The 19,743-nt window shown below is 41.7% G+C and carries 23 protein-coding genes; 21 read left to right on the top strand and 2 right to left on the bottom strand.

Annotated features, from left to right (window positions below; all coding sequences use genetic code 11):
• Positions 1-115 precede the first annotated feature (115 nt).
• The gene (locus BW961_RS20210) at positions 116-2,188 is read left to right on the top strand and encodes an O-antigen ligase family protein (RefSeq protein WP_068591546.1); all 2,073 of its coding nucleotides are present in this window, start codon (positions 116-118) and stop codon (positions 2,186-2,188) included.
• Positions 2,189-2,198: 10 nt separating this feature from the next.
• On the opposite strand, the gene BW961_RS20205 is transcribed toward BW961_RS20210, so the two are convergent.
• Positions 2,199-2,513 (bottom strand): dehydrogenase, encoded by a 315-nt coding sequence (locus BW961_RS20205; protein ID WP_068591548.1) that lies wholly within the window; start codon positions 2,511-2,513, stop codon positions 2,199-2,201.
• A gap of 171 nt (positions 2,514-2,684) precedes the next feature.
• Here BW961_RS20205 and uptA point away from each other — a divergent pair, with 171 nt between their 5' ends.
• From uptA to BW961_RS20110, 19 genes are all read left to right on the top strand, one after another.
• Entirely contained in the window at positions 2,685-3,299 is a 615-nt protein-coding gene (gene uptA, locus BW961_RS20200; RefSeq protein WP_068591550.1) for an undecaprenyl phosphate transporter UptA, read from the top strand.
• On the top strand, positions 3,296-3,862 hold the full coding sequence (locus BW961_RS20195; RefSeq protein ID WP_068591551.1) for a thioredoxin family protein: 567 nt from the start codon (positions 3,296-3,298) through the stop codon (positions 3,860-3,862). Before uptA ends, BW961_RS20195 begins: the two co-directional genes overlap by 4 nt.
• A gap of 6 nt (positions 3,863-3,868) precedes the next feature.
• On the top strand, positions 3,869-4,492 hold the full coding sequence (locus BW961_RS20190) for an MBL fold metallo-hydrolase (protein WP_068591553.1): 624 nt from the start codon (positions 3,869-3,871) through the stop codon (positions 4,490-4,492).
• 519 nt (positions 4,493-5,011) lie between these two features.
• The gene (gene sigY / locus BW961_RS20185; protein WP_068591555.1) at positions 5,012-5,533 is read left to right on the top strand and encodes an RNA polymerase sigma factor SigY; all 522 of its coding nucleotides are present in this window, start codon (positions 5,012-5,014) and stop codon (positions 5,531-5,533) included.
• Positions 5,534-5,535: 2 nt separating this feature from the next.
• Positions 5,536-5,874, top strand: coding sequence for a YxlC family protein (locus tag BW961_RS20180; protein ID WP_068591557.1), 339 nt, complete (start codon positions 5,536-5,538; stop codon positions 5,872-5,874).
• Positions 5,871-6,110 carry a hypothetical protein gene (locus BW961_RS20175; RefSeq protein ID WP_280175214.1) on the top strand — a complete coding sequence of 80 codons (240 nt, stop codon included), beginning with the start codon at positions 5,871-5,873 and terminating at the stop codon, positions 6,108-6,110. The genes BW961_RS20180 and BW961_RS20175 overlap by 4 nt, the downstream gene beginning before the upstream one ends.
• A gap of 1 nt (position 6,111) precedes the next feature.
• Positions 6,112-6,306, top strand: coding sequence for a PLD nuclease N-terminal domain-containing protein (locus BW961_RS20170; protein WP_068591560.1), 195 nt, complete (start codon positions 6,112-6,114; stop codon positions 6,304-6,306).
• Entirely contained in the window at positions 6,306-7,223 is a 918-nt protein-coding gene (locus tag BW961_RS20165) for an ABC transporter ATP-binding protein (RefSeq protein WP_068591562.1), read from the top strand. Before BW961_RS20170 ends, BW961_RS20165 begins: the two co-directional genes overlap by 1 nt.
• Complete coding sequence (locus BW961_RS20160; RefSeq protein WP_068591564.1) at positions 7,220-7,999, top strand: ABC transporter permease; 780 nt, start codon at positions 7,220-7,222, stop codon at positions 7,997-7,999. Before BW961_RS20165 ends, BW961_RS20160 begins: the two co-directional genes overlap by 4 nt.
• 89 nt (positions 8,000-8,088) lie before the next feature.
• Entirely contained in the window at positions 8,089-8,472 is a 384-nt protein-coding gene (locus tag BW961_RS20155) for an ATPase (protein ID WP_068591566.1), read from the top strand.
• Positions 8,473-8,644: 172 nt separating this feature from the next.
• Complete coding sequence (gatC, locus tag BW961_RS20150; protein ID WP_068591570.1) at positions 8,645-8,932, top strand: Asp-tRNA(Asn)/Glu-tRNA(Gln) amidotransferase subunit GatC; 288 nt, start codon at positions 8,645-8,647, stop codon at positions 8,930-8,932.
• Positions 8,933-8,961: 29 nt separating this feature from the next.
• Positions 8,962-10,419, top strand: a complete 1,458-nt coding sequence (gatA, locus tag BW961_RS20145) for an Asp-tRNA(Asn)/Glu-tRNA(Gln) amidotransferase subunit GatA (RefSeq protein WP_068591572.1) — start codon at positions 8,962-8,964, stop codon at positions 10,417-10,419.
• A 115-nt stretch (positions 10,420-10,534) separates the two neighbouring features.
• Positions 10,535-11,974, top strand: a complete 1,440-nt coding sequence (gene gatB / locus BW961_RS20140; protein ID WP_068591574.1) for an Asp-tRNA(Asn)/Glu-tRNA(Gln) amidotransferase subunit GatB — start codon at positions 10,535-10,537, stop codon at positions 11,972-11,974.
• 171 nt (positions 11,975-12,145) lie between these two features.
• On the top strand, positions 12,146-12,616 hold the full coding sequence (locus tag BW961_RS20135) for a GNAT family N-acetyltransferase (protein WP_068591576.1): 471 nt from the start codon (positions 12,146-12,148) through the stop codon (positions 12,614-12,616).
• 34 nt (positions 12,617-12,650) lie between these two features.
• Complete coding sequence (locus BW961_RS20130; RefSeq protein WP_068591578.1) at positions 12,651-13,364, top strand: MgtC/SapB family protein; 714 nt, start codon at positions 12,651-12,653, stop codon at positions 13,362-13,364.
• Between the two features lie 167 nt (positions 13,365-13,531).
• Positions 13,532-14,134, top strand: coding sequence for a hypothetical protein (locus tag BW961_RS20125; RefSeq protein WP_068591580.1), 603 nt, complete (start codon positions 13,532-13,534; stop codon positions 14,132-14,134).
• Positions 14,135-14,136: 2 nt separating this feature from the next.
• On the top strand, positions 14,137-15,405 hold the full coding sequence (locus tag BW961_RS20120; RefSeq protein ID WP_068591582.1) for a DUF4097 family beta strand repeat-containing protein: 1,269 nt from the start codon (positions 14,137-14,139) through the stop codon (positions 15,403-15,405).
• 132 nt (positions 15,406-15,537) lie between these two features.
• Positions 15,538-15,963, top strand: a complete 426-nt coding sequence (gene perR, locus BW961_RS20115; protein WP_068591584.1) for a peroxide-responsive transcriptional repressor PerR — start codon at positions 15,538-15,540, stop codon at positions 15,961-15,963.
• 106 nt (positions 15,964-16,069) lie between these two features.
• Positions 16,070-17,785: a glycosyl hydrolase family 18 protein gene (locus BW961_RS20110; RefSeq protein ID WP_068591586.1), complete on the top strand. Its 1,716-nt coding sequence runs from the start codon at positions 16,070-16,072 to the stop codon at positions 17,783-17,785.
• A gap of 118 nt (positions 17,786-17,903) precedes the next feature.
• Here BW961_RS20110 and BW961_RS20105 read toward each other — a convergent pair whose 3' ends face one another.
• Positions 17,904-18,281, bottom strand: coding sequence for a YgzB family protein (locus BW961_RS20105; protein WP_068591588.1), 378 nt, complete (start codon positions 18,279-18,281; stop codon positions 17,904-17,906).
• 126 nt (positions 18,282-18,407) lie between these two features.
• Here BW961_RS20105 and BW961_RS20100 point away from each other — a divergent pair, with 126 nt between their 5' ends.
• Complete coding sequence (locus BW961_RS20100; RefSeq protein ID WP_068591590.1) at positions 18,408-19,277, top strand: nucleotidyltransferase-like protein; 870 nt, start codon at positions 18,408-18,410, stop codon at positions 19,275-19,277.
• Positions 19,278-19,743: the final 466 nt, after the last annotated feature.

Below are 19,743 nucleotides of genomic sequence, written 5' to 3'. Positions count from 1 at the left end.
ATTAGAATGAAGTAAGTATAATGATTACCCTATTTTCATATAATAGAGAAGGAGCCGCCCGCGCTGGGCGGCTTTTTGTGTAGATATAAGGAAATGATGAAAGCGGGTATATCGTATGAAGAATTGGGAGTGGAAACTATCTGCTATGGGATTGCTTGCTATGGGGGCTATTTGCTGCTTTCAGACAGGTATTTTTTTTGCATCAGATCTATATCCCATCGTGCTTGGAGTCAGCATGATCTCTCTTGTGTTAGGATTCTCGGTTCTGATTCGGAGCTATAGGGTTTGGGAGAGGGTAACTGTACTTCCCGATATACTCGTACTTACTTGTCCTTTTCTTCTGATGATACTCTATGGGATACACGGATTCTCTCAACCTCTATCAGCTCAGGGAACTTTCGTTGAGTTCTTGAGATGGGGTTGTTATGGGACGGTTGCCGTAATGGCATATTATGTTGGATGTAAGAAAGAGGGGAGAACTTTTCTAAAGATAGGATGGCATGGTATGGGGTTATTCCTTTCATTAAGTGCAATCTTTGATATCTATGGGCTTGTGAATATCCCTCATAATATCGTGTATACGTTGAACCCCGGCATAAGTGCCACAGGTGCAAGACTAGCAGGGATGCTACAGTATCCCAACACATTCGGCGCAATCATGGCCGCTTTCCTACTGGAGCGGCTATTCGCGCTAGCGCCGCTTATGCAGAAGCGGCCCTCTACATGGCAGGTGCTACTTGGCATCCTGCCGGTAGCACCTTATGCCGCCGCGCTGCTCCTCAGCGAGTCGCGCGGCGCTTGGCTTGCGGCCGGCGTGGCCTCGGCCGCAGGTTTAGTGCTTGAGCGGCGGAGGCTTACGCCGCCGCTCGTGCTTGCCGCCGCGCCATGCTTAGGCGCGGCTTTGCTGTACCGCCAGCTGGCAGAGGTGCAGCTGGCTCCAGTTCCTTGGCCCAGCCTGCTATGGCTGGCTGGGCTTTGGGCCGGCAGCAGCATAGCCGGCCTAGGGCTGTGGCGGCTGTACCAAAGCCGCCACCACCTCCAAATTCGTAGCCTCACAACAATGTTGTTTGCGGTGGGCTTATGGACCGCGAGTTGTATCACGGTCTGGTTCACGGTGGTAGATCGGATAACAGCTAATTATGGTACGGTATCCGCTCGTTGGATCATTTATCGAGATGCGTGGAGGTTAATACAACAAGCACCATGGTTGGGACAAGGTGGGTCTACTTGGCGAATGTCATATCCTAAGATACAATCGCAGCCTTATGTAGGAAGTGAAGTTCACAGTGGATATCTCGATATGCTGTTGAATACCGGAATTGTTGGTTTTGTGATCGTGGTGTTCATGTTGATTGGCATCGGATGGATATTGTATAAGCAATATCGTGTGCTAGTGCCCCCATATTTGGTGTTGGTTCTACATGCAGCGGTAGATTTTGATTGGAGTTTTGGTCTCGTATGGATTCTTATTTTTTGGTTAGCGGCATGGGGATTCTCTCAACGTAATCGCGTTGAACATTCTAAAGTAATTAATGTAGAATCTATCGCTACGCAACACCATTCAAAACAGGTCATGCATAAGGTAATCTGTGTTCTGGTGTTATGTACAACCATAAGTTTGGCTGGTTTATCCCTACGCGCAGAGATGAGTAGTTCGCTACAAAGACAAGCTTTACAGTCTAAAGATTCAGAAATTTCCCGAAAGCTACTTCGTTCATCCTTGGTTTGGAATCCGATGAACACAGATGCAGCACTTCAATTGGTCCGTATTTCTTCACCAGAAGAAGGGATAGGAGTACTAACAAAGAGCTTGTCCTACGCTCCTCAACACCCTGGGCTTGTATGGAAGTTAGCTTACACTTATGGAGAACTGGGAGAAAGTGAGCTTTTCATAAAGTGGTTGTCTATAAGTAATTTCTTAGATCCATATAACGTCGGTAAACAAAGTTACAGTCTTGAGCAATTACTGACTCTTTCACGTGATCAAATGGCGATGGGAAATAAGATTGAATCCTATCGGTTGATTCGAATAGGGGTCAGCCACTACAATAAATACAAACAAATGGTGAAAGATTTATCGAGACAAGATGAAGAACTACATAATGATAGAAAATTCTTATTAACTAAGGAGGCTGAGGAATGGGGCAGTCAACTGGATATGTTGGCACAATCGCTGCCCGATTCATGACATCTAACTATTAGCCTCCAAAAGCATCACGGAATGCAAGACACAGCTTCCCTTGATCGACTTCCCATAGTGTAGCAAGTTCTTCACTGACGTCACTTTCCCACCACTGGTATAGTAACTTACGATTGCTACTGTTTTCGTGAATCCAGATCAGCTTACCGATTACTTTCCGATAGTATAATTCTTCACCTTGCTTCAGTAATGGAGCTGGAATATGTGTCTTCATCCGTTTGAGGGTACGGTATAGTTCTTTGCTACAGGCTCTACGTATGCCACGTGGAGTAGGAAGGGGTCTAGTATTCTTCGCTGTGTGATTAGGGGGCATAAATCCTCACTCCTTTCATCCACAACGTATGCATATAGATAGACGGAAGACACCCTTCAATTGTTAATTGGGCTCAACTAGAAGGTATGTCCTTTCCTATGTTAGAATAGAAATTAGGAATAGGAGTTTTTAACCATTATATACAGAATACTTAATGAAAGAGGGGACGGAGTGGAGTTCATTTCGGAAATTGTTAATCAGCTATTTCATTGGATTCAAAGTTTAGGTTATTTCGGAATTATGATTGGATTGATGGTAGAAGTCATCCCTAGTGAAATTGTACTTGCCTATGGTGGTTATCTGGTCTTTACAGGACATATTAATTTTTTTGGAGCAGTATTATTTGGAACCATTGGCGGAGTGGTAGCTCAAATATTCGTGTACTGGATTGGTCGTTATGGCGGTCGACCTGTACTTGAGAGATATGGTAAATACATCTTTATTCATAAGAAACAAATTGACGCTTCAGAAGCATGGTTTAATAAGTACGGCACAGGCGTGATTTTTACAGCTCGGTTTATTCCGATCGTTCGACATGCGATTTCGATTCCAGCAGGAATGTCTCGTATGCATCTAGGTAAATTCACACTCTTAACGACACTAGCCGTTATTCCATGGACATTCTTGTTTGTATATCTCGGGCATTATTTAGGTGCGAAATGGGAGACAATTGATGAAGTGGCGGGTCCTTATGTTACGCCAATTCTCTTAGTTGCACTTGCATTATTAATTGTGTATTTCTTAATGAAATGGGTTAAATCCAAGAAAAGAGGAATCAATTCATGAGAACAAATTTAGCAGACAAACTTAGAACGGGTATTTCGCCTCAACAGTTTATGGATGGTATGGAAAAGAATAAAGAGACGTTCCAATCTAACTATGATGAATTCGTATGGGACAGTACTTCAGAACGTGAATTTTTCGGAAGTTTGAATCATCGTGATGATATTCGTGTACTTATTCTTGCTGCAGATTGGTGCGGAGATGTAGTGCGCAATATACCTGTGGTCTTCCATGCGTTAGAGACTGCTGGTATCCCTACGGAAGTATTAATTCTTGAAGAAAACTTTGATGTCATGGACGAGTTCCTTACACTCGGCGGAAGATCAGTTCCTGTGGTTATCTTCGTAGATACAGGCGGACATGTGCTGGGCTCTTGGGGACCTCGTCCGAAACATGTTCAAGAGTATATGATTTCATTCAAACAAGAGAATCCAGATCGTGAAGCATCAGACTATGCCGAGAACATGGCTATTGTACGTTCGCAAATGATTGAGGCATATGGAGAAGGAGTCGATGTCCGTGCAGCTATTCTTAAAGAACTGCGCGAATTGATATCGGGAATATAAGAAGATATGTTGAAAATTGATAGTTACTCCTTAGGGCCTTTACAGACGAATGCCTATTTATTAACGAATGAAGAAACAGGCAAAGCCATTATTATTGATCCGGGTATGAACCCTGGTGCTCTTATCAAAAAGATAGAGAACTTAGAGATCGAAGCCATTCTGTTAACCCATGCTCATTTCGATCATATGGGTGGCGTTGATGAGATTCGTAAACTCAAAGGATGCCCAGTCTATTTACATGATTTAGAAAGCGATTGGCTGACATCCCCTAAGTTGAACGGCTCATTGATGTGGTCACAGGTATCACAACCTCTATCCACCGATCCTGCGGAGTATGATTTGGCTGGTGGGCAGCAATTGGACCTTATCGGCCATCAGTTCGCCTGTTACCATACGCCAGGTCATTCGCCTGGTAGTGTTAGTTTCCTATGTGGAGATCATCTTTTCTCAGGTGATGTGTTATTTAAGCTTGGGGTAGGGCGTACCGATCTTCATGGTGGGAGAGAGCGGGATCTGTTCGATTCGATACACAATACGTTGTTTACATTTAAGGATGAAGTGAAAGTATATCCGGGCCACGGTCCTCGTACGACGATAGGGTATGAACGTTCAAATAACCCGTATGTATAACTTCTAGGTCAGATACGAGCAAAGTGAATGTTAACGGTAATATTTACCTGTACATTTAATGACAAAATGGTTACAATCGGGTTAGTTATTTGATTCACAATGAAAAAAGCACGCAAGCTGCGGAATTGATCCCGGTTTGCGTGTTTTATTTTGTTGTGGAGTTTTTTTGTTCAATACTAAAACTAGTGCTTAAAAATGTTGAGTAGGATGACCGCTACGGTGACGGATTGTTCTTACGATCGCTGTTGCCATCAGATTTCTTGATTATATACCGCTTATAGCGGTGGAAATCCCATGGCAAGCTTATGCTTTCGGAGTAGCTTTCCTACGGAAAGCTTGTAGGCGACCGCTGACGCTTCTACAGTACAATTCGCCCCCTTCGCTACGACCTATATCAATCAATACTTTATAAGCACCGTTTTAGACTTGAGCTTTTTTTTGTATTTTATGAAAGACAAATGAACGAAACGGCCAACCTATTCGTATTATCTTTGTCGCTGATGGAAGTGAGGATTGAAGATGAAGACAGAGGAACGCAATAAAGTTAAACTTGCGCAGCAAGGAGATGCTGATGTTCTAGCAGAGCTAATACAGGAACATTACTCTTTTCTGTATAAATACTTAGTGAAGGTCACGATGGATCCTGCGATGGCAGAGGATCTCGCTCAAGACACCATACTCCGATGTATCGAGAAGATACGCCTTCATGATGGTTCCTCATCCTTCTCTTCTTGGCTGATGACGATGGGTACTCGTATATATATAGATCAGATGCGCCGTAAGAAGAGAGAGAAGAATTGGCTTTTTAAAGAGCGAGGGATTCGTCGAATTCGGTGGCAGTTTGAGAGCAGGAACGAGGAATGGAACGACGTACTTGAATCTTTAGCAAATTTATCTTCAGAACATCGGGTAACGGTGCTACTTAAACACTATTATGGCTATACCTACGAGGAGATTGGAGAGATGCTATCTATTCCCTCCGGAACGGTTAAGTCAAGAGTTGCCACAGGCGTTCGCCAATTAAGAGAGGAGATGAGTTAACCATGGATAGGAAAGATGAGAAAGGAACTGAGGATGAGATATTCCTCACAGGATTACGCCAAAGTTTAGACAGAATGGATCATATACTTGATCATCCTTCGATACCTTCCAAAGAATATTTGAAAGGTCATATTCATGAACGCTTACAACGGCGTCGGAAGTCTATGATGTTGGAGTTGCTGTTGTTCTGGTTAGTCTCATTATTCGTGATAGGTAGCGGGGCATTGTTAGCTTACTCGGCTCCTTGGATTGTTTGGTTGATACAGGGAATGAGTTTTGTTGCGGCTTTCGTTCTGGTGTTACACTTTATCATTCATCGAAGAAGAGAGGATTTAGGATGAGTGAAATTATGAATGAACTTAAGGAAATACCCATATGGCTCATCGTAACGCTTGTACCTCTCCTTTTGATCCAAGGGACGTGGTTGTTTATAGATGCTGGTAAACGGGGGAAATGGCGGTGGTTTTGGGGTCTATGGGGGATGGTTTATATCCCTATACCATTATTATTATACCTGTTTTTCGTTAGATTACCGGATGAGCGTCGTAAGAAATCCCATGGAAGAAAGGATGATTAACATGGATTTATCAATAAACTGGTCTTTAATTTTACCCATCTTGATTCTACAACTTGTCCTTGCCGTAATTGGTTTGATATCGCTATATAAAGCTTCGGAGGTACGTGGCCCTAAATGGATGTGGGTTCTAATCATTATATTTGGAAATATGCTAGGAAGCATCCTCTACTTCGTTATTGGAAGGAAAGATGCGTGATGTCTCTACTACAAGTGACTGATTTGAAGAAGAATTTCGGTAAGGAAAATGCTGTGAGAGGTTTGACATTTCAACTGGAGCAAGGTAAATGTGTTGCGCTACTAGGTCCCAATGGTGCTGGCAAAACAACAACATTACGGATGCTTGCAGGACTTCTAGAGCCTTCTTCAGGTGAAATCATCTTTGATGAACAGCAGGGGGTTACAGATTATCGGAAGTGGCTTGGTTATTTACCTCAGAATCCTACATTTTATGGATGGATGTCCGGACAAGAATATATTCGATTTGCAGCGGGACTTAGTGGAATGGAACAGAAAGAAATTGGTAAACGAACTGAAGCTGTACTTTCGAAGGTTGGCTTACAAGATGCAGCGAAACGTCGGATATCTGGCTATTCTGGGGGGATGAAGCAGCGTCTAGGATTTGCACAGGCACTTATTCATGAACCGAAGCTGTTAATCCTCGATGAACCTGTCTCTGCTCTCGATCCCATTGGACGGAGAGAAGTGATTAATCTTCTTCGTGAAATTAGACAAGAGACAACGGTTCTTTTCTCAACACATGTCCTACATGATGCAGAGGAAATTTGTGATGACATCCTGGTGATGGCGAAGGGACGCTTAGTTGAGCAAGGATCACTTAGCTCATTAAGAGAGAAGCATCGTCAGCCGCTTGTGATTGTACAAGTGGAAAGGGAACGTGAGGCGTTGTTATGGCTTGATTCTTTGAAGAGTAAACCTTATGTGATACAAGCAGATATTAAAGCCGACATTGCAGAATTAACGGTTCATGATCTGGGATCGGCTAGAGACGAGCTCATGAGAGAGGCTACGGAGAATCGGATACCTCTTGTGAGATTCGAAGCAGGAAGCTCTTCCTTAGAAGATATGTTCGTGAAAGTGGTGAGTGCGCAATGAGATCTACTTGGATATTTTATCGAAAAGAAATGCTAGACATGTCTCGAAGTTTCAAACTTATATGGATTCCTATCGTTTTTGCAATATTAGGAATCACCCAACCCATAATTAGCGTATTTATGCCGGAGATATTGGAGATGTCAGGGGGAGTCCCACCTGAGATGCTCTCATTATATGAGACACCTTCATCTGCGATGGTTATGGTTCAAGTATTGAGCCAATATAGTACGATGGGCGTTCTCATCCTTGTACTTGCAGGTATGAACAGTGTATCGGGTGAACGCCACGGGGGAACTGCGGAACTAATCATGGTAAGACCTATTTCATCTTTTTCGATCATGATTGCTAAATGGTTTGCTCAATGTACACAGCTACTTATTGCCTTTGGTTTTGGATACATAGCTTCGTTCTACTATACCTATCAAATGATTGGATCTTTATCTTGGACAAGTGGGTTAGCATCGTTTGGGTTGTATGGTCTGTGGCTCATATTAGCTATGACCATTACACTTCTATTTAGTACAATTCTGCGAGGAGCGGGAGCGGCCTTTGTCACATTAGCTATTCTAGCACTACTTTCGCTCTTAAATAGCCTTCTTCCTACTTGGTTCACCTGGAGTCCAGCACGTTTGTCATCCCTTGCAGCGGAGGTATTGATTGGGAATACACTTTCCGTATCTTCCGTTATTATTTGCTGCTTGATCACCGTAGGTATCATTGTAGTTTGTCTTCTTAGTGCAGCTCGTCTTCTTCAAAAGCGAGTGCTTCCTAACTAGCAATGAGGTCATCTTAATAGCTACCATAGACACCACTATCTTTTTTTAGTAGACTATTGAGTATCTTATTGACATCTAGGAGGTAGACGATGCTACTTATTGGGGAAAAAATTGTAATCGTCGATGACGCCTTTGAGCAGAATCTTCCGATCGGTGAATATGGTTATATTATTGCTTATGACCGCAATCCCGACAACGCATTTGACTATGTCATTCGTGTACCGAAAGTGAATCGCAATTTTTTCGTGCCTAATGATGATGTTGAGCTGGAAGAGCGGCTCTTGCAAGAGGAAGTAGAGCGTACAACACAAGAAGCGCTAATCGATTATGCATTGGCGACATATAATGAGGAGCTATTTCATCACGTGATGAATGGCGAACCAGAACCTGTTGAGGAAGGCGAGATGATCTCACCAGAAGCTTTGTCCCAAGCAGAATTTATTAAACAAGTAAATCTTCGTGCATGGATATAAAAAGAGTCGGCTTATGCCGACTCTTTTTGCGTAAAACATGGGAAGAATAAGGATCTTGGTTCCTTGTGATTGAATTGTGAAAGGTTCTATCCTATAATTATAAACATTATCCTGAGGGTTGAGGCTTTAATCCTGTACTAATTGAGAAAGAATAGGGAGGAATTGAAATTACATGAATATATCGACCCAAGATGTTCAACATGTAGCCAAGCTTGCCAGACTTAACTTGAGCTCAGAGGAAGAATTAGTGTTTACTGAGCAGTTGAATGCGATTTTACAATATGCAGAGAAGCTGGATGGATTGGATACAGAAGGCATTGAGCCAACAACACATGTTCTTCATCTTAGCAATGTTATGCGTGAGGATGAACAACGTGAGAGTCTTCCAATTGACAAAGTATTCGCAAATGCACCAGAGCATGAAGACGGACAATTTAAAGTTCCAGCAGTGTTGGAATAGCGTTTTATTATTGAAGGGAGGAATACCGTTTGAGCCTGTTTGATTATACATTGTCTGAAATACATAACAAGATGAATGGCAGAGAGTTGTCTCCTACCGATTTGGTAGATCAGGCATTCAAGACAATCCAAGAACGTGATGACCGCGTGGGAGCCTATCTTACACTTGACGAAGAAAAGGCTAGATCTACAGCACGTAGACTAGACGACCAACTGATTGCAGGTGGGGACCGGGGATTGTTGTTCGGATTGCCTGTGGGTATTAAGGATAACATTGTGACAGAAGGACTACGTACGACTTGTGCCAGTCAGTTCCTTAGCAATTTCAATCCTGTATATGATGCTACCGTAACGAAGAAACTGCGTCATGCCGATTCTGTTATCCTTGGTAAGTTGAACATGGACGAGTTCGCGATGGGTGGATCTAATGAGAATTCAAGTTTTCATCCTGTTCATAATCCGTGGAATTTGGATTATGTACCAGGAGGGTCTAGTGGAGGTTCCGCTGCTTCTGTGGCAGCAGGAGAAGCTTACTTCACGCTTGGTTCTGATACAGGAGGTTCTATTCGTCAACCAGCATCTTACTGTGGCGTTGTCGGCTTAAAGCCAACCTATGGATTGGTGTCTCGTTTTGGTTTGGTAGCCTTTGCTTCCTCTCTAGATCAGATCGGACCTGTAACGAAGAATGTAGAAGATTCCGCATACGTATTGCAGGCTATTGCAGGTTATGATTCCATGGATTCAACATCCGCTAATGTAGATATTCCTGATTATCTAAGTGCTTTGACTGGAGACGTTAAAGGACTTCGGATCGCTGTTCCGAAGGAGTATATTGGCGAAGGTGTGGACCCAGCGGTTAAAGAGAAGATTATGGATGCATTGAAAGTCCTTGAGGGACTAGGTGCCGTATGGGAAGAGGTTTCTTTACCACATACTGAGTACGCTGTTGCTACCTACTATTTGCTTGCATCATCTGAAGCTTCTTCTAACTTGGCACGATTTGATGGTGTACGATATGGTGTTCGTGCGGATAACCCAAGCAACCTTCTCGATCTTTACCACGAGTCTCGTAGTCAAGGGTTCGGACCAGAAGTTAAACGTCGTATCATGCTTGGTACCTATGCATTAAGTTCTGGTTATTATGATGCCTATTATTTAAAAGCACAGAAAGTTCGTACATTGATCAAACGTGACTTTGATCAGGTATTTGAGAAATATGATATTATCATCGGACCAACTGCGCCTACAACAGCCTTTAAACTAGGGTCTCAATTAGATAATCCACTTACGATGTATCTGAATGACATTCTAACCATTCCGGTAAGTCTTGCAGGCGTGCCTGCAGTAAGTATTCCGTGTGGTTTCTCAGACGGACTCCCTGTAGGGATGCAAATTATCGGTAAATCATTCGATGAATCTACGGTGCTGCGTGTAGCGCATGCTTTCGAACAGCACACGGATCATCATACCAAACGACCTAACGTATAACGGTCCATATAGATTGAACTAAAGTTTACACTTCCCATATTCTATGGATAACATCATGAATATGAGAACTCGTCTTTTGTTCATTCTATCTAGATAGAAGAGGAGGGAATAAGGCGTGTCTACATCCAAATATGAAACAGTCATCGGACTGGAAGTCCATGTCGAGCTACATACCAATTCCAAAATTTTCTGTGGCTGCTCGACCGAATTCGGAGCACCACCGAACACCCATACTTGTCCTATCTGTCTTGGACATCCCGGTGTATTACCGGTGCTGAATCGCCAAGCGGTGGACTATGCAATGAAAGCAGCGATGGCGCTTAACTGTACCATTGGTGACAGAAGTAAATTCGATCGAAAGAACTATTTCTACCCAGATTCACCTAAAGCCTATCAAATATCTCAGTTTGACCAACCGATTGGTGAACATGGCTGGATTGATATAGAAGTGAACGGTGAGACGAAGAGAATTGGGATTACTCGTCTTCACTTAGAAGAAGATGCGGGCAAACTGACGCATGTCGATGGTGGATATGCTTCGTTGGTGGACTTTAACCGCGTAGGTACCCCTCTTGTCGAGATCGTATCTGAACCAGAGCTTTCTTCACCTGAAGAAGCTCGCGCATACCTTGAGAAGATCAGAGCGATCATGCAATATTGCGAAGTTTCTGATGTGAAGATGGAAGAGGGTTCCCTTCGTTGCGATGCTAATATTAGTCTTCGTCCATACGGACAGGAAGAATTCGGAATAAGAGCAGAGTTGAAGAATATGAACTCTTTCCGTGGTGTACAGAAGGGTATGGAATATGAAGAATTCCGCCAAGCTGAAATTTTGGATGATGGTGGAGTCGTAGTACAGGAAACAAGACGTTGGGATGAAGGACAAGGAAAGACTATCAGTATGCGTGGGAAAGAACAAGCCCATGATTATCGATATTTCCCAGATCCAGACCTCGTGACGTTACATATTGATGATGCATGGAAACAGCGGATACGTGCATCTATTCCTGAATTGCCTGACGCACGTAAAGAACGATATGCGACTGAATATGGTCTTCCAAGTTATGATGCATCCGTTATTACCGCTTCCAAACCACTTGCAGACTTCTTCGAGGAGAGCTTGAAGTATACAAGTGATGCCAAAGCCGTATCGAACTGGATTATGGGTGACCTGCTAGGGTATCTAAACAGCAGTAACTTAGAACTATCTGGTGTGAAGGTTACTGGACAGGGGCTTGGTGAGATGATCGGTCTCATTGAGAAGGGGACGATCAGTAATAAAATTGCCAAAACCGTATTTAAAGAGATGCTTGAGAGTGGGAAGCTACCGGAGCAGATCGTGGAAGAACAAGGTCTAGTACAGATCAGTGACGAAGGAGCGATCCTTAGCATTGTGGAGCAGGTAGTATTGGCTAACCCACAATCGGTAGAAGATTATAACGCCGGTAAGCAGAAGGCGATTGGATTCCTTGTTGGTCAAGTTATGAAAGAGAGCAAGGGGAAAGCTAATCCAGCGCTCGCAAATAAATTAATTGTTGAAGTTTTAAGCCGCTAAGGCTAAAGGGCTTGTCGATGTTGACAAGCCCTTTTGTTTAAATATAAGAAATTTGATACGCTAATTCTTATATTTCCTCAGAGACGGATATCCGCCCGGTATGGGACGGTAACCGTTTCTTCTTGTATACAAGCTCAGGTAGGTATCAGTTCATGGAATGGAGAATGATAAATGATCATAGAACTTTTATTAGATCATGAAGATACGGTGCATCAAATATGGCGTCTACAACAAGTTGCTTATCGACTTGAAGCCGAAATAATTGGATTCAGCGAAATTCCTCCGCTGTTGGATACCTATGAAACGCTTAGTCAGTGTGGAGAAACATTCTTTGGTGAGGTGGATGAGTATGGTGAACTGCAGGGAGCAATAGCTATCATTAGTGAGGCTACTGGAACAATGACGATTACTCGGATGATGGTAAAGCCGGCTAATCTTCGCAAGGGTATTGCAGGCAAGCTAATTCAGTACGTGTTAGATGATCATAAGGATACGCCGTTATTTATTGTATCAACAGGCACATGTAATACTCCTGCGTTTGCGCTGTATCTGAAATATGGCTTTATTCCGTTTGATACCTATGAAGTAGTACCAAAGATTGAATTGACCACTTTTCATAGACAGCAACATAATCATGTGTAACTAACGAATCTTTATTACTTAAGGGAGGTGCAGTGTGCATAATCCATGGCTGATCGATGATCTGCATATTCTATTACGTTTATTACTATCTATGTTGTTAGGAGGACTCATCGGGTTGGAGAGAGAGAGCTCAAATCGTGCAGCAGGACTTCGTACACACATACTGGTGTGCTTGGGCTCGGCTCTAATTATGATGCTCTCGATTTATGGATTCGCAGAATTTGCGAATGAAATGAATATTCGAATGGATCCGGCGCGTCTGGCATCAGCAGTGATTACAGGTATTGGATTTCTTGGGGCGGGGACGATTCTATTTACAGGGAAATCGATTACTGGGTTAACGACGGCTGCGTCACTCTGGGTTGTAGCGGCGTTGGGACTTTCGGTAGGGGCAGGCTTCAATTTTGCCGCGATTACGACAACCGTGTTAATTCTATTGACCTTGGTCTTATTTAATAAGCTTGAACAGCGATATATTAAGGGGAATAAACTGCATTTAGTCACGATCCACGCAACGAATGCTCCAGGGTTTCTTGATGATGTGTCTCATTTATTTAAAGAAGAGGGCTTCATAATTAAGAAATGTATCGTGAACGAACGTAATGTTAATCCGTATGGGGAGCTTCAACCTCCACAGACGACGATTGAACTCACGATGCATGTATTAATCAAACGATCATTTGATCCGATTCATATATCATCGAAAGTTCGAGGGTTAGAAGGCGTCACTATGATTTCTTTGGAATGATGCGATTTATAACCGATAACGGGTACTTTCCGAGAGGGAATTACTCGTTTTTTATTTGCCTATCATTACAGTACCCAATTGTTTACCAGTTACTAAACTTCTGTAATGGGGTATTATCTTAATAATCTTAAGCTCAGTGATAGGTAAGGTAAAGGAGGGGATATGAGATGAGCCTCTTGCAACAGCAATCATCCACCAATAAGGAAAAATTACAACATCGCAATAAGCGAACTCGAAGATTTTTTTCTCGTAAACGTAAGTTTATAGCGGGATTATTTTCAGCAATTTTACCTGGTTTAGGACATATCTATTTGGGTTTATTTAAAAAGGGGATCACATTTCTATTCATTCTAATCCTGGATGGCTCAGCAATGTTATATTTCTCATCTAAAGGAATGCACATTAATGTGCCCTTATTAATTCTTTTGGGTCTATTGATTCCAGTTACTTATTTCTATAATTTATATGACGTACTTCAAGCGGCAGACTATACGATCACCCTCCGAGATAAGGATCTAGATGTGATCAATGATCCGGTACGGAAACGTCACAATCCTTTTGCGGGTGAAGGGAGTATTTCTTTCGGTATATTACTTGTGGTCGGAGGTACGTTATTGATTCTATTTTATCAAAAACCAGCTTGGCTAGAGCGATACATTGAACTTCATGGTCAGATAACGATTGCCGTTGGATTGGTGATTGTAGGTGTAGGACTGTTGATTCGAGAAATGGTAATACAACGAATTTCGAAATCACAGGGGGAGGGATAAGAATGAATGGCAAACACAAAATTCGCGTGGGGCGATATACAGCAACACTTTTGATCATGGTAACAGGGATGCTGTTAATCATAGATAAAGTGCAAGGGAGTGAATATATGCTTCTATTGCTTAAATGGTGGCCTATGTTAGCGATCATGTGGGGTCTTGAATCCATTCTTATCTATTGGTTTAGGCGGCATGAAAGAGGATCTGGGTCTAGACCGCAGCTTGATATGAAGGGTCTCTCATTGGCCATTATTCTGTGCGCCAGTGTATTCATCGTCACTCAACAAGAACACTATTTATATCTCTGGAATAAAGTGAGCCTGAATCTGACAGCATCTGGCGTTGATTATAGCGAGCAAGAAGGTGGAAGTTTTAATAAAGAAGTTCAAAATGTCCCTGTTGCCTTTGATAGTGAGAATATCGTTATTAACAATATAAATGGTGATATTGTATTACATCGAGAACCCATTGATAACATACAGATTTCAACTGAAGTATGGGTCGATCAGATTACCGGACCTGAGAGAGAAGCTATCGTTGAGCAGTCATTACTTGAGATTAGCGAAGGGGCGACCATCAACATTGCAACGACATCTAAAGCGTATGGACAATCAGGTAAACGGCAGCCTCGGATGAATCTTAGCATCGCACTCCCTGAGAATAGACGTTTTAATCTAGATGTACGAACGATGAATGGGAATATCAAACTTGAGAATATAAATGCCATCGAGAATATTTCATTGGAAAGTGCTAATGGCATGTTGGAATTATACAATGTATTAGGTAACGTCAAAGGTAAAACTTTAAATGGGGCTGTCCGAATTGTTAACCTTGAAGGGGATGCTGATATTAGTTCCAGTCAAGGAAACATGGAGGCTACAGATACATCGGGCACACTTAAATTATTGACTCAAGTAGGAAATATCTCTGTTATTCGTGCACTTAGTGATGTCGATATCAGAACAAAGAATGGGGATATCTATGTGAGCCAATCCCAAATGAGTCTCAAAGCGGAATCCCTTAACGGGGGTATAACTGTGTATGCATATCAAATCGGTGGGAACTGGGATATTTATAGTGCAGTAGGAGTCATGAATTTGTACTTACCGTTAGAAGCGAATTATAAGTTGAATGGCAAGATTACTTTTGGTGATATTCATTCCTCTATACCGGCATTTACAATTGTAAATAAAACCATTTTGGGAACAGTTGGAGAGGGCGACTATTCAATCCGAGTGGAAGGCAATAGCGACTTAAATGTAAATTCCCAATAAAATAGAACCTTTCTTATTAGTTATAACCAAGTTTCATGCAAGGGCTAGCTCATTGACAATTATCAGATAATAACCGTAATATAATAATAATAATACTAATCTAGATGACTTTTATAAAAGGTGGCGGGATAGATGGGAACTCGAGTCCAACATGCATTGGAACAATTAAAAACGACCGGTGTCCGGATCACACCCCAACGTCATGCAATTTTAGACTACTTATTGGAATCCATGACTCATCCTACAGCAGATGAGATATATCGTGCTTTAGAACCTAGATTCCCTAGTATGAGTGTAGCGACAGTATACAATAATTTAAAGATGTTTACGGAATCCGGGATGGTTCATGAATTAACATATGGCGATTCATCAAGTCGTTTTGATGCGAATGTATCGGATCATTATCATGTGATTTGTGAAGAGTGCGGTAAGATTGAAGATTTCATGTATCCTTCTTTAGTTGACGTTGAGCGTGTAGCGGAAGAGACCACAGGCTTTCAAGTGAAAGACTTAAGGATGGAACTTTACGGCGTATGTGGCACATGCAAGAAACATTAAGCACATACACAGCGTTATAAAACATGTGGATTCCTAGAGGGGATTCTTCATGTTTTATTTTTTATTCTACTATGTTCACATTCATTAATTTACGGAGGATTATACTTTGAGAAGAAACCAACCAAGACGTAATAAGACGAGAAAAAGGCGATTCGCTTCACTTCTGATGATTTGTTTATTTTTGATCGGTGGTTATTATCTATATACTAAGACCCTTCCGAATTCAGAGCACGTTGAACCAGATTGGAAAGGAAAGAGTAGTCCCATATTTGTACGAGGTGAACTACTTGAATATTCTGCATTGGGTACAGGTGAGGATTTAAAGCTTCCATTGCCTATATTACAAGATGTAATTGACCCACACATTCGTTATGAGGCGGAGACGAAATCTATTATACTCACAACTTCTGAGAAGTTGGTGCATTTAACTCCGGATGAGAAACAAGCTGAAATTAACAATGAAATCACGCAACTCCGGTTTGCTCCTGAAGAGTCAGAGGGGATTATGTACTTACCCATTCGTGTATTGAAGGAACTGTACGGGTTAGATGTGCATGAAGACATCGATTCAGGTGCAGTCCAGCTTATGAAAGCTGGAGAAATTATCCCCATGGGTACAGTGAAGGCGGGCAAATCAGATGCTACAATCGCTATGCGCAAAGACCATTCAATACATGCTCCTATTATATTTGATGTACCTACAGGTACTCAGTTAAGAGTATGGAGTACCGAAGAAGATTGGTACTATGTGCAATTGGATAATGGCTACACAGGATATATGGAGAAGAATACAGTCGTTATGGGGGAAAGTAGAACCGTAGCAACTCCTCCTGAAGTTCTTACACGTGCCGAGCGAAGTTGGAAAGGGAAACCTATTAATCTGGTATGGGAAGCTGTGTATCAGAAGAAAGCTAATCCAGCTAAGATAGGTGAACTTCCAGGTGTAAACGTCGTAAGTCCAACATGGTTCAGTATCATTGATGGTGAAGGGAATGTACGAAGCCAAGCAGACTTAGATTATGTGAAATGGGCACATAAGAAGCAAATGGAAGTCTGGGGTTTGCTCAGTAACAGTTTTGAACCTGATATTACCTCTAAAGCCATGGGTAGCTTTGGTAGTAGGATGAACGTTATCAATCAAATGCTACAGTATGCAGATTTATACGAGTTAGATGGGATTAATCTGGATTTCGAGAATGTATATACGAAGGACGGTAGCAATATAACGCAATTTGTTCGGGAATTAAAGCCGCTTGCGGAAGCTAAAGGGCTTATTATATCGGTAGACGTAACACCCAAGTCGAAAAGTGAGATGTGGTCACTATTTCTAGATAGACAAGCCCTTGGAGAAGCTGCCGACTATCTTATTGTCATGGCTTATGATGAACATTGGGCAGCAAGCCCGAAAGCAGGGTCCGTGTCTTCATTACCATGGGTGGAAGCAGCTTTACAGCGAATTATCTTAGAAGACAAAGTTCCGCCGGAGAAGCTTATCATGGGAATTCCTATGTACACTAGGATATGGAGTGAAGAGGTTAAGGATGGAGAAACTAAGGTTAGCTCTAAAGCTGTGGGGATGGATTCTGTAGCTGATATTATTCGTACAAAGAAGCTGAAACCAACTTATTTAGAGGGTCCTAAACAAAATTACGTTGAATATATAGAGGATGCTGTACTTAAGAAGATATGGATTGAAGACGAGGTATCTTTAAAATCAAGGGTGGAGCTAGCACGATCATTACAACTCGGAGGAATTGCTTCTTGGACCCGAAATTTAGCAAATGAGCAAGCATGGAAAGTACTCAAATCAATTCATCCTTAAAGTGCTGTACTTGAATATGAGTTTAATGACATCATAATATGTATAATATAATAATAAAACCGGCATCCTTATGATAAGGATGCCGGTTTTATTACAATTATAGAAATACAACTCCAAGTTACCCTTGAGAAGGTGAATGGCTAAGTTCTTCTTCCAACGCGTCAGCAGTGGTATTGGCTATTGCTGGGTCCATCGTTAGTATCGTTCTACAGAACATACAGCGATCTGTTCTACCTAACATTTTTGTTAATTTACCGCATTGTGGACATTGGATTTGGACTGCACTGGTAGATAGCATACCTGCCCAGAAGTAAATACCAAGGCTACCAACCATAGCAATAAGACCGATGACTAGACCTATTGCAGCAAAGATTTTACCTGAATGTCCCCAGAAGACGATACCTGCTGTTCCTAGTACCATAAGTCCCATGCCAATCATCGTAAGTAATAGTCCCCATGTACGAAATGCATTAATTTTTGCAGACTTAAACATCATGGTATGATCACCCTATCATATAGAATAATTATAATTCATTTTCCAAGAAGGAACTCGTATATACATGTTGAAATATAGTATAACTGAAATGGCGTATTTACGCCAAGAAATGTATGGAGGCAAATTGTGAAATTATCAAACCTGTATTTACAGTATAAAGAAGTATTAGATGAAGATACCCTAGGAGCTATTGTGTGCCAACAACATGATCATAACAAACAGGGGTCTCCTTTTCATGATTACGATATTCTTATATTAGTGGTACAAGCATCAGAACAGAGTAGGGTAGACCACGTTACCATTGGGGGAAAGGTCTGTCAGGTGTTCCATGTAAGTCTTAGATTATTTAGACGCTGGCTCATAGAGGGTGAGAAGTGCAATTTAGTAAAATGTTTGTTAGAGGGTGATATTATTATTGATACGGAAGGTGTTCTTGCAAATCTTTCTTTGGAATTTGAAGAATTTAAGCAACCACTTAGGGATCAAGTCATGTTCTTAGAATTCTCACGGTTTCTCTGGTTGTATCTAGAAAGCAAGCGTTATATGAGTGAAGGTTATATTATGGATGCTTATCATAGTGTCATACAATCCCTTCATCACTGGGCACGGATTGAATTAATTGAACGAGGGATACGTCCACAGGATAAAGTGTGGGAACAAGTGCGAGGATTAAGTACAGCTGTTCATAAACTATATGAAGAACTAACGGTAAGTAAGGAAACATTGAAACAACGGGTTGAATTGGTTCTATTGGGATGTGAGTTTTCTGTCCTGTCCAAGATGGCTGAATGTTCAGTTCTACTCATAAGCGTGATTGGCAGTCGTGAAAAGCCGTGGAGCGTTAGAGAATTACTTCAACATCCGGAATTGGAAATCGTCAGCGAAGAACTACCACTTGTACTTCGTATGTTAGTATATCGTTCGATTATTAAAGAAGTGAAGAGTGAGAATATGAATTTACATGCTCAACATAATATTTTCTATAGTACGCTATGAGGTAGGTAGGAAGAGTGGAGGAGAGAGTCTAATGACTTTCCTCTTTTTTTATGTTCGGGCAACATGAAATGGAGACCTAGATAATACGTAATTTACGACATGGCACTAGGAAGAGTGATTATAGGTATCTTCGTAACTCATCTTATGGTTGTGACGAAAGGCTCTTCAATTAGTTATTAGCAGAAACAATTGAAGGAGTAAGTGATTAGGCGATGTCTAATCAAAAAAATATCTTAAAATAAATTTGACTCAGCTATAGTTTCTGTGATAAATTATATCTCGCCCCATTAAACGTGAGCCGATAATTGATTAGTCAGTTATCATCACTGAAAAAGAAGTTGAAAAAAACTTCTTGACGAAATGGACGCCAACATGATATGATATAGAAGTTGTCGCCGAGAAGAACTGGTAACAACAAAACGAAATAATTGGTCTTTGAAAACTGAACAACGAGTGAGTAGATTTC

The sequence above is a fragment of the Paenibacillus macquariensis genome (genome assembly GCF_900156375.1).
Classification (GTDB): domain Bacteria; phylum Bacillota; class Bacilli; order Paenibacillales; family Paenibacillaceae; genus Paenibacillus_AQ; species Paenibacillus_AQ macquariensis.
The sequence above is the reverse complement of the archived record's forward strand: the minus strand, read 5'-3'. Positions and strand labels throughout refer to the sequence as shown.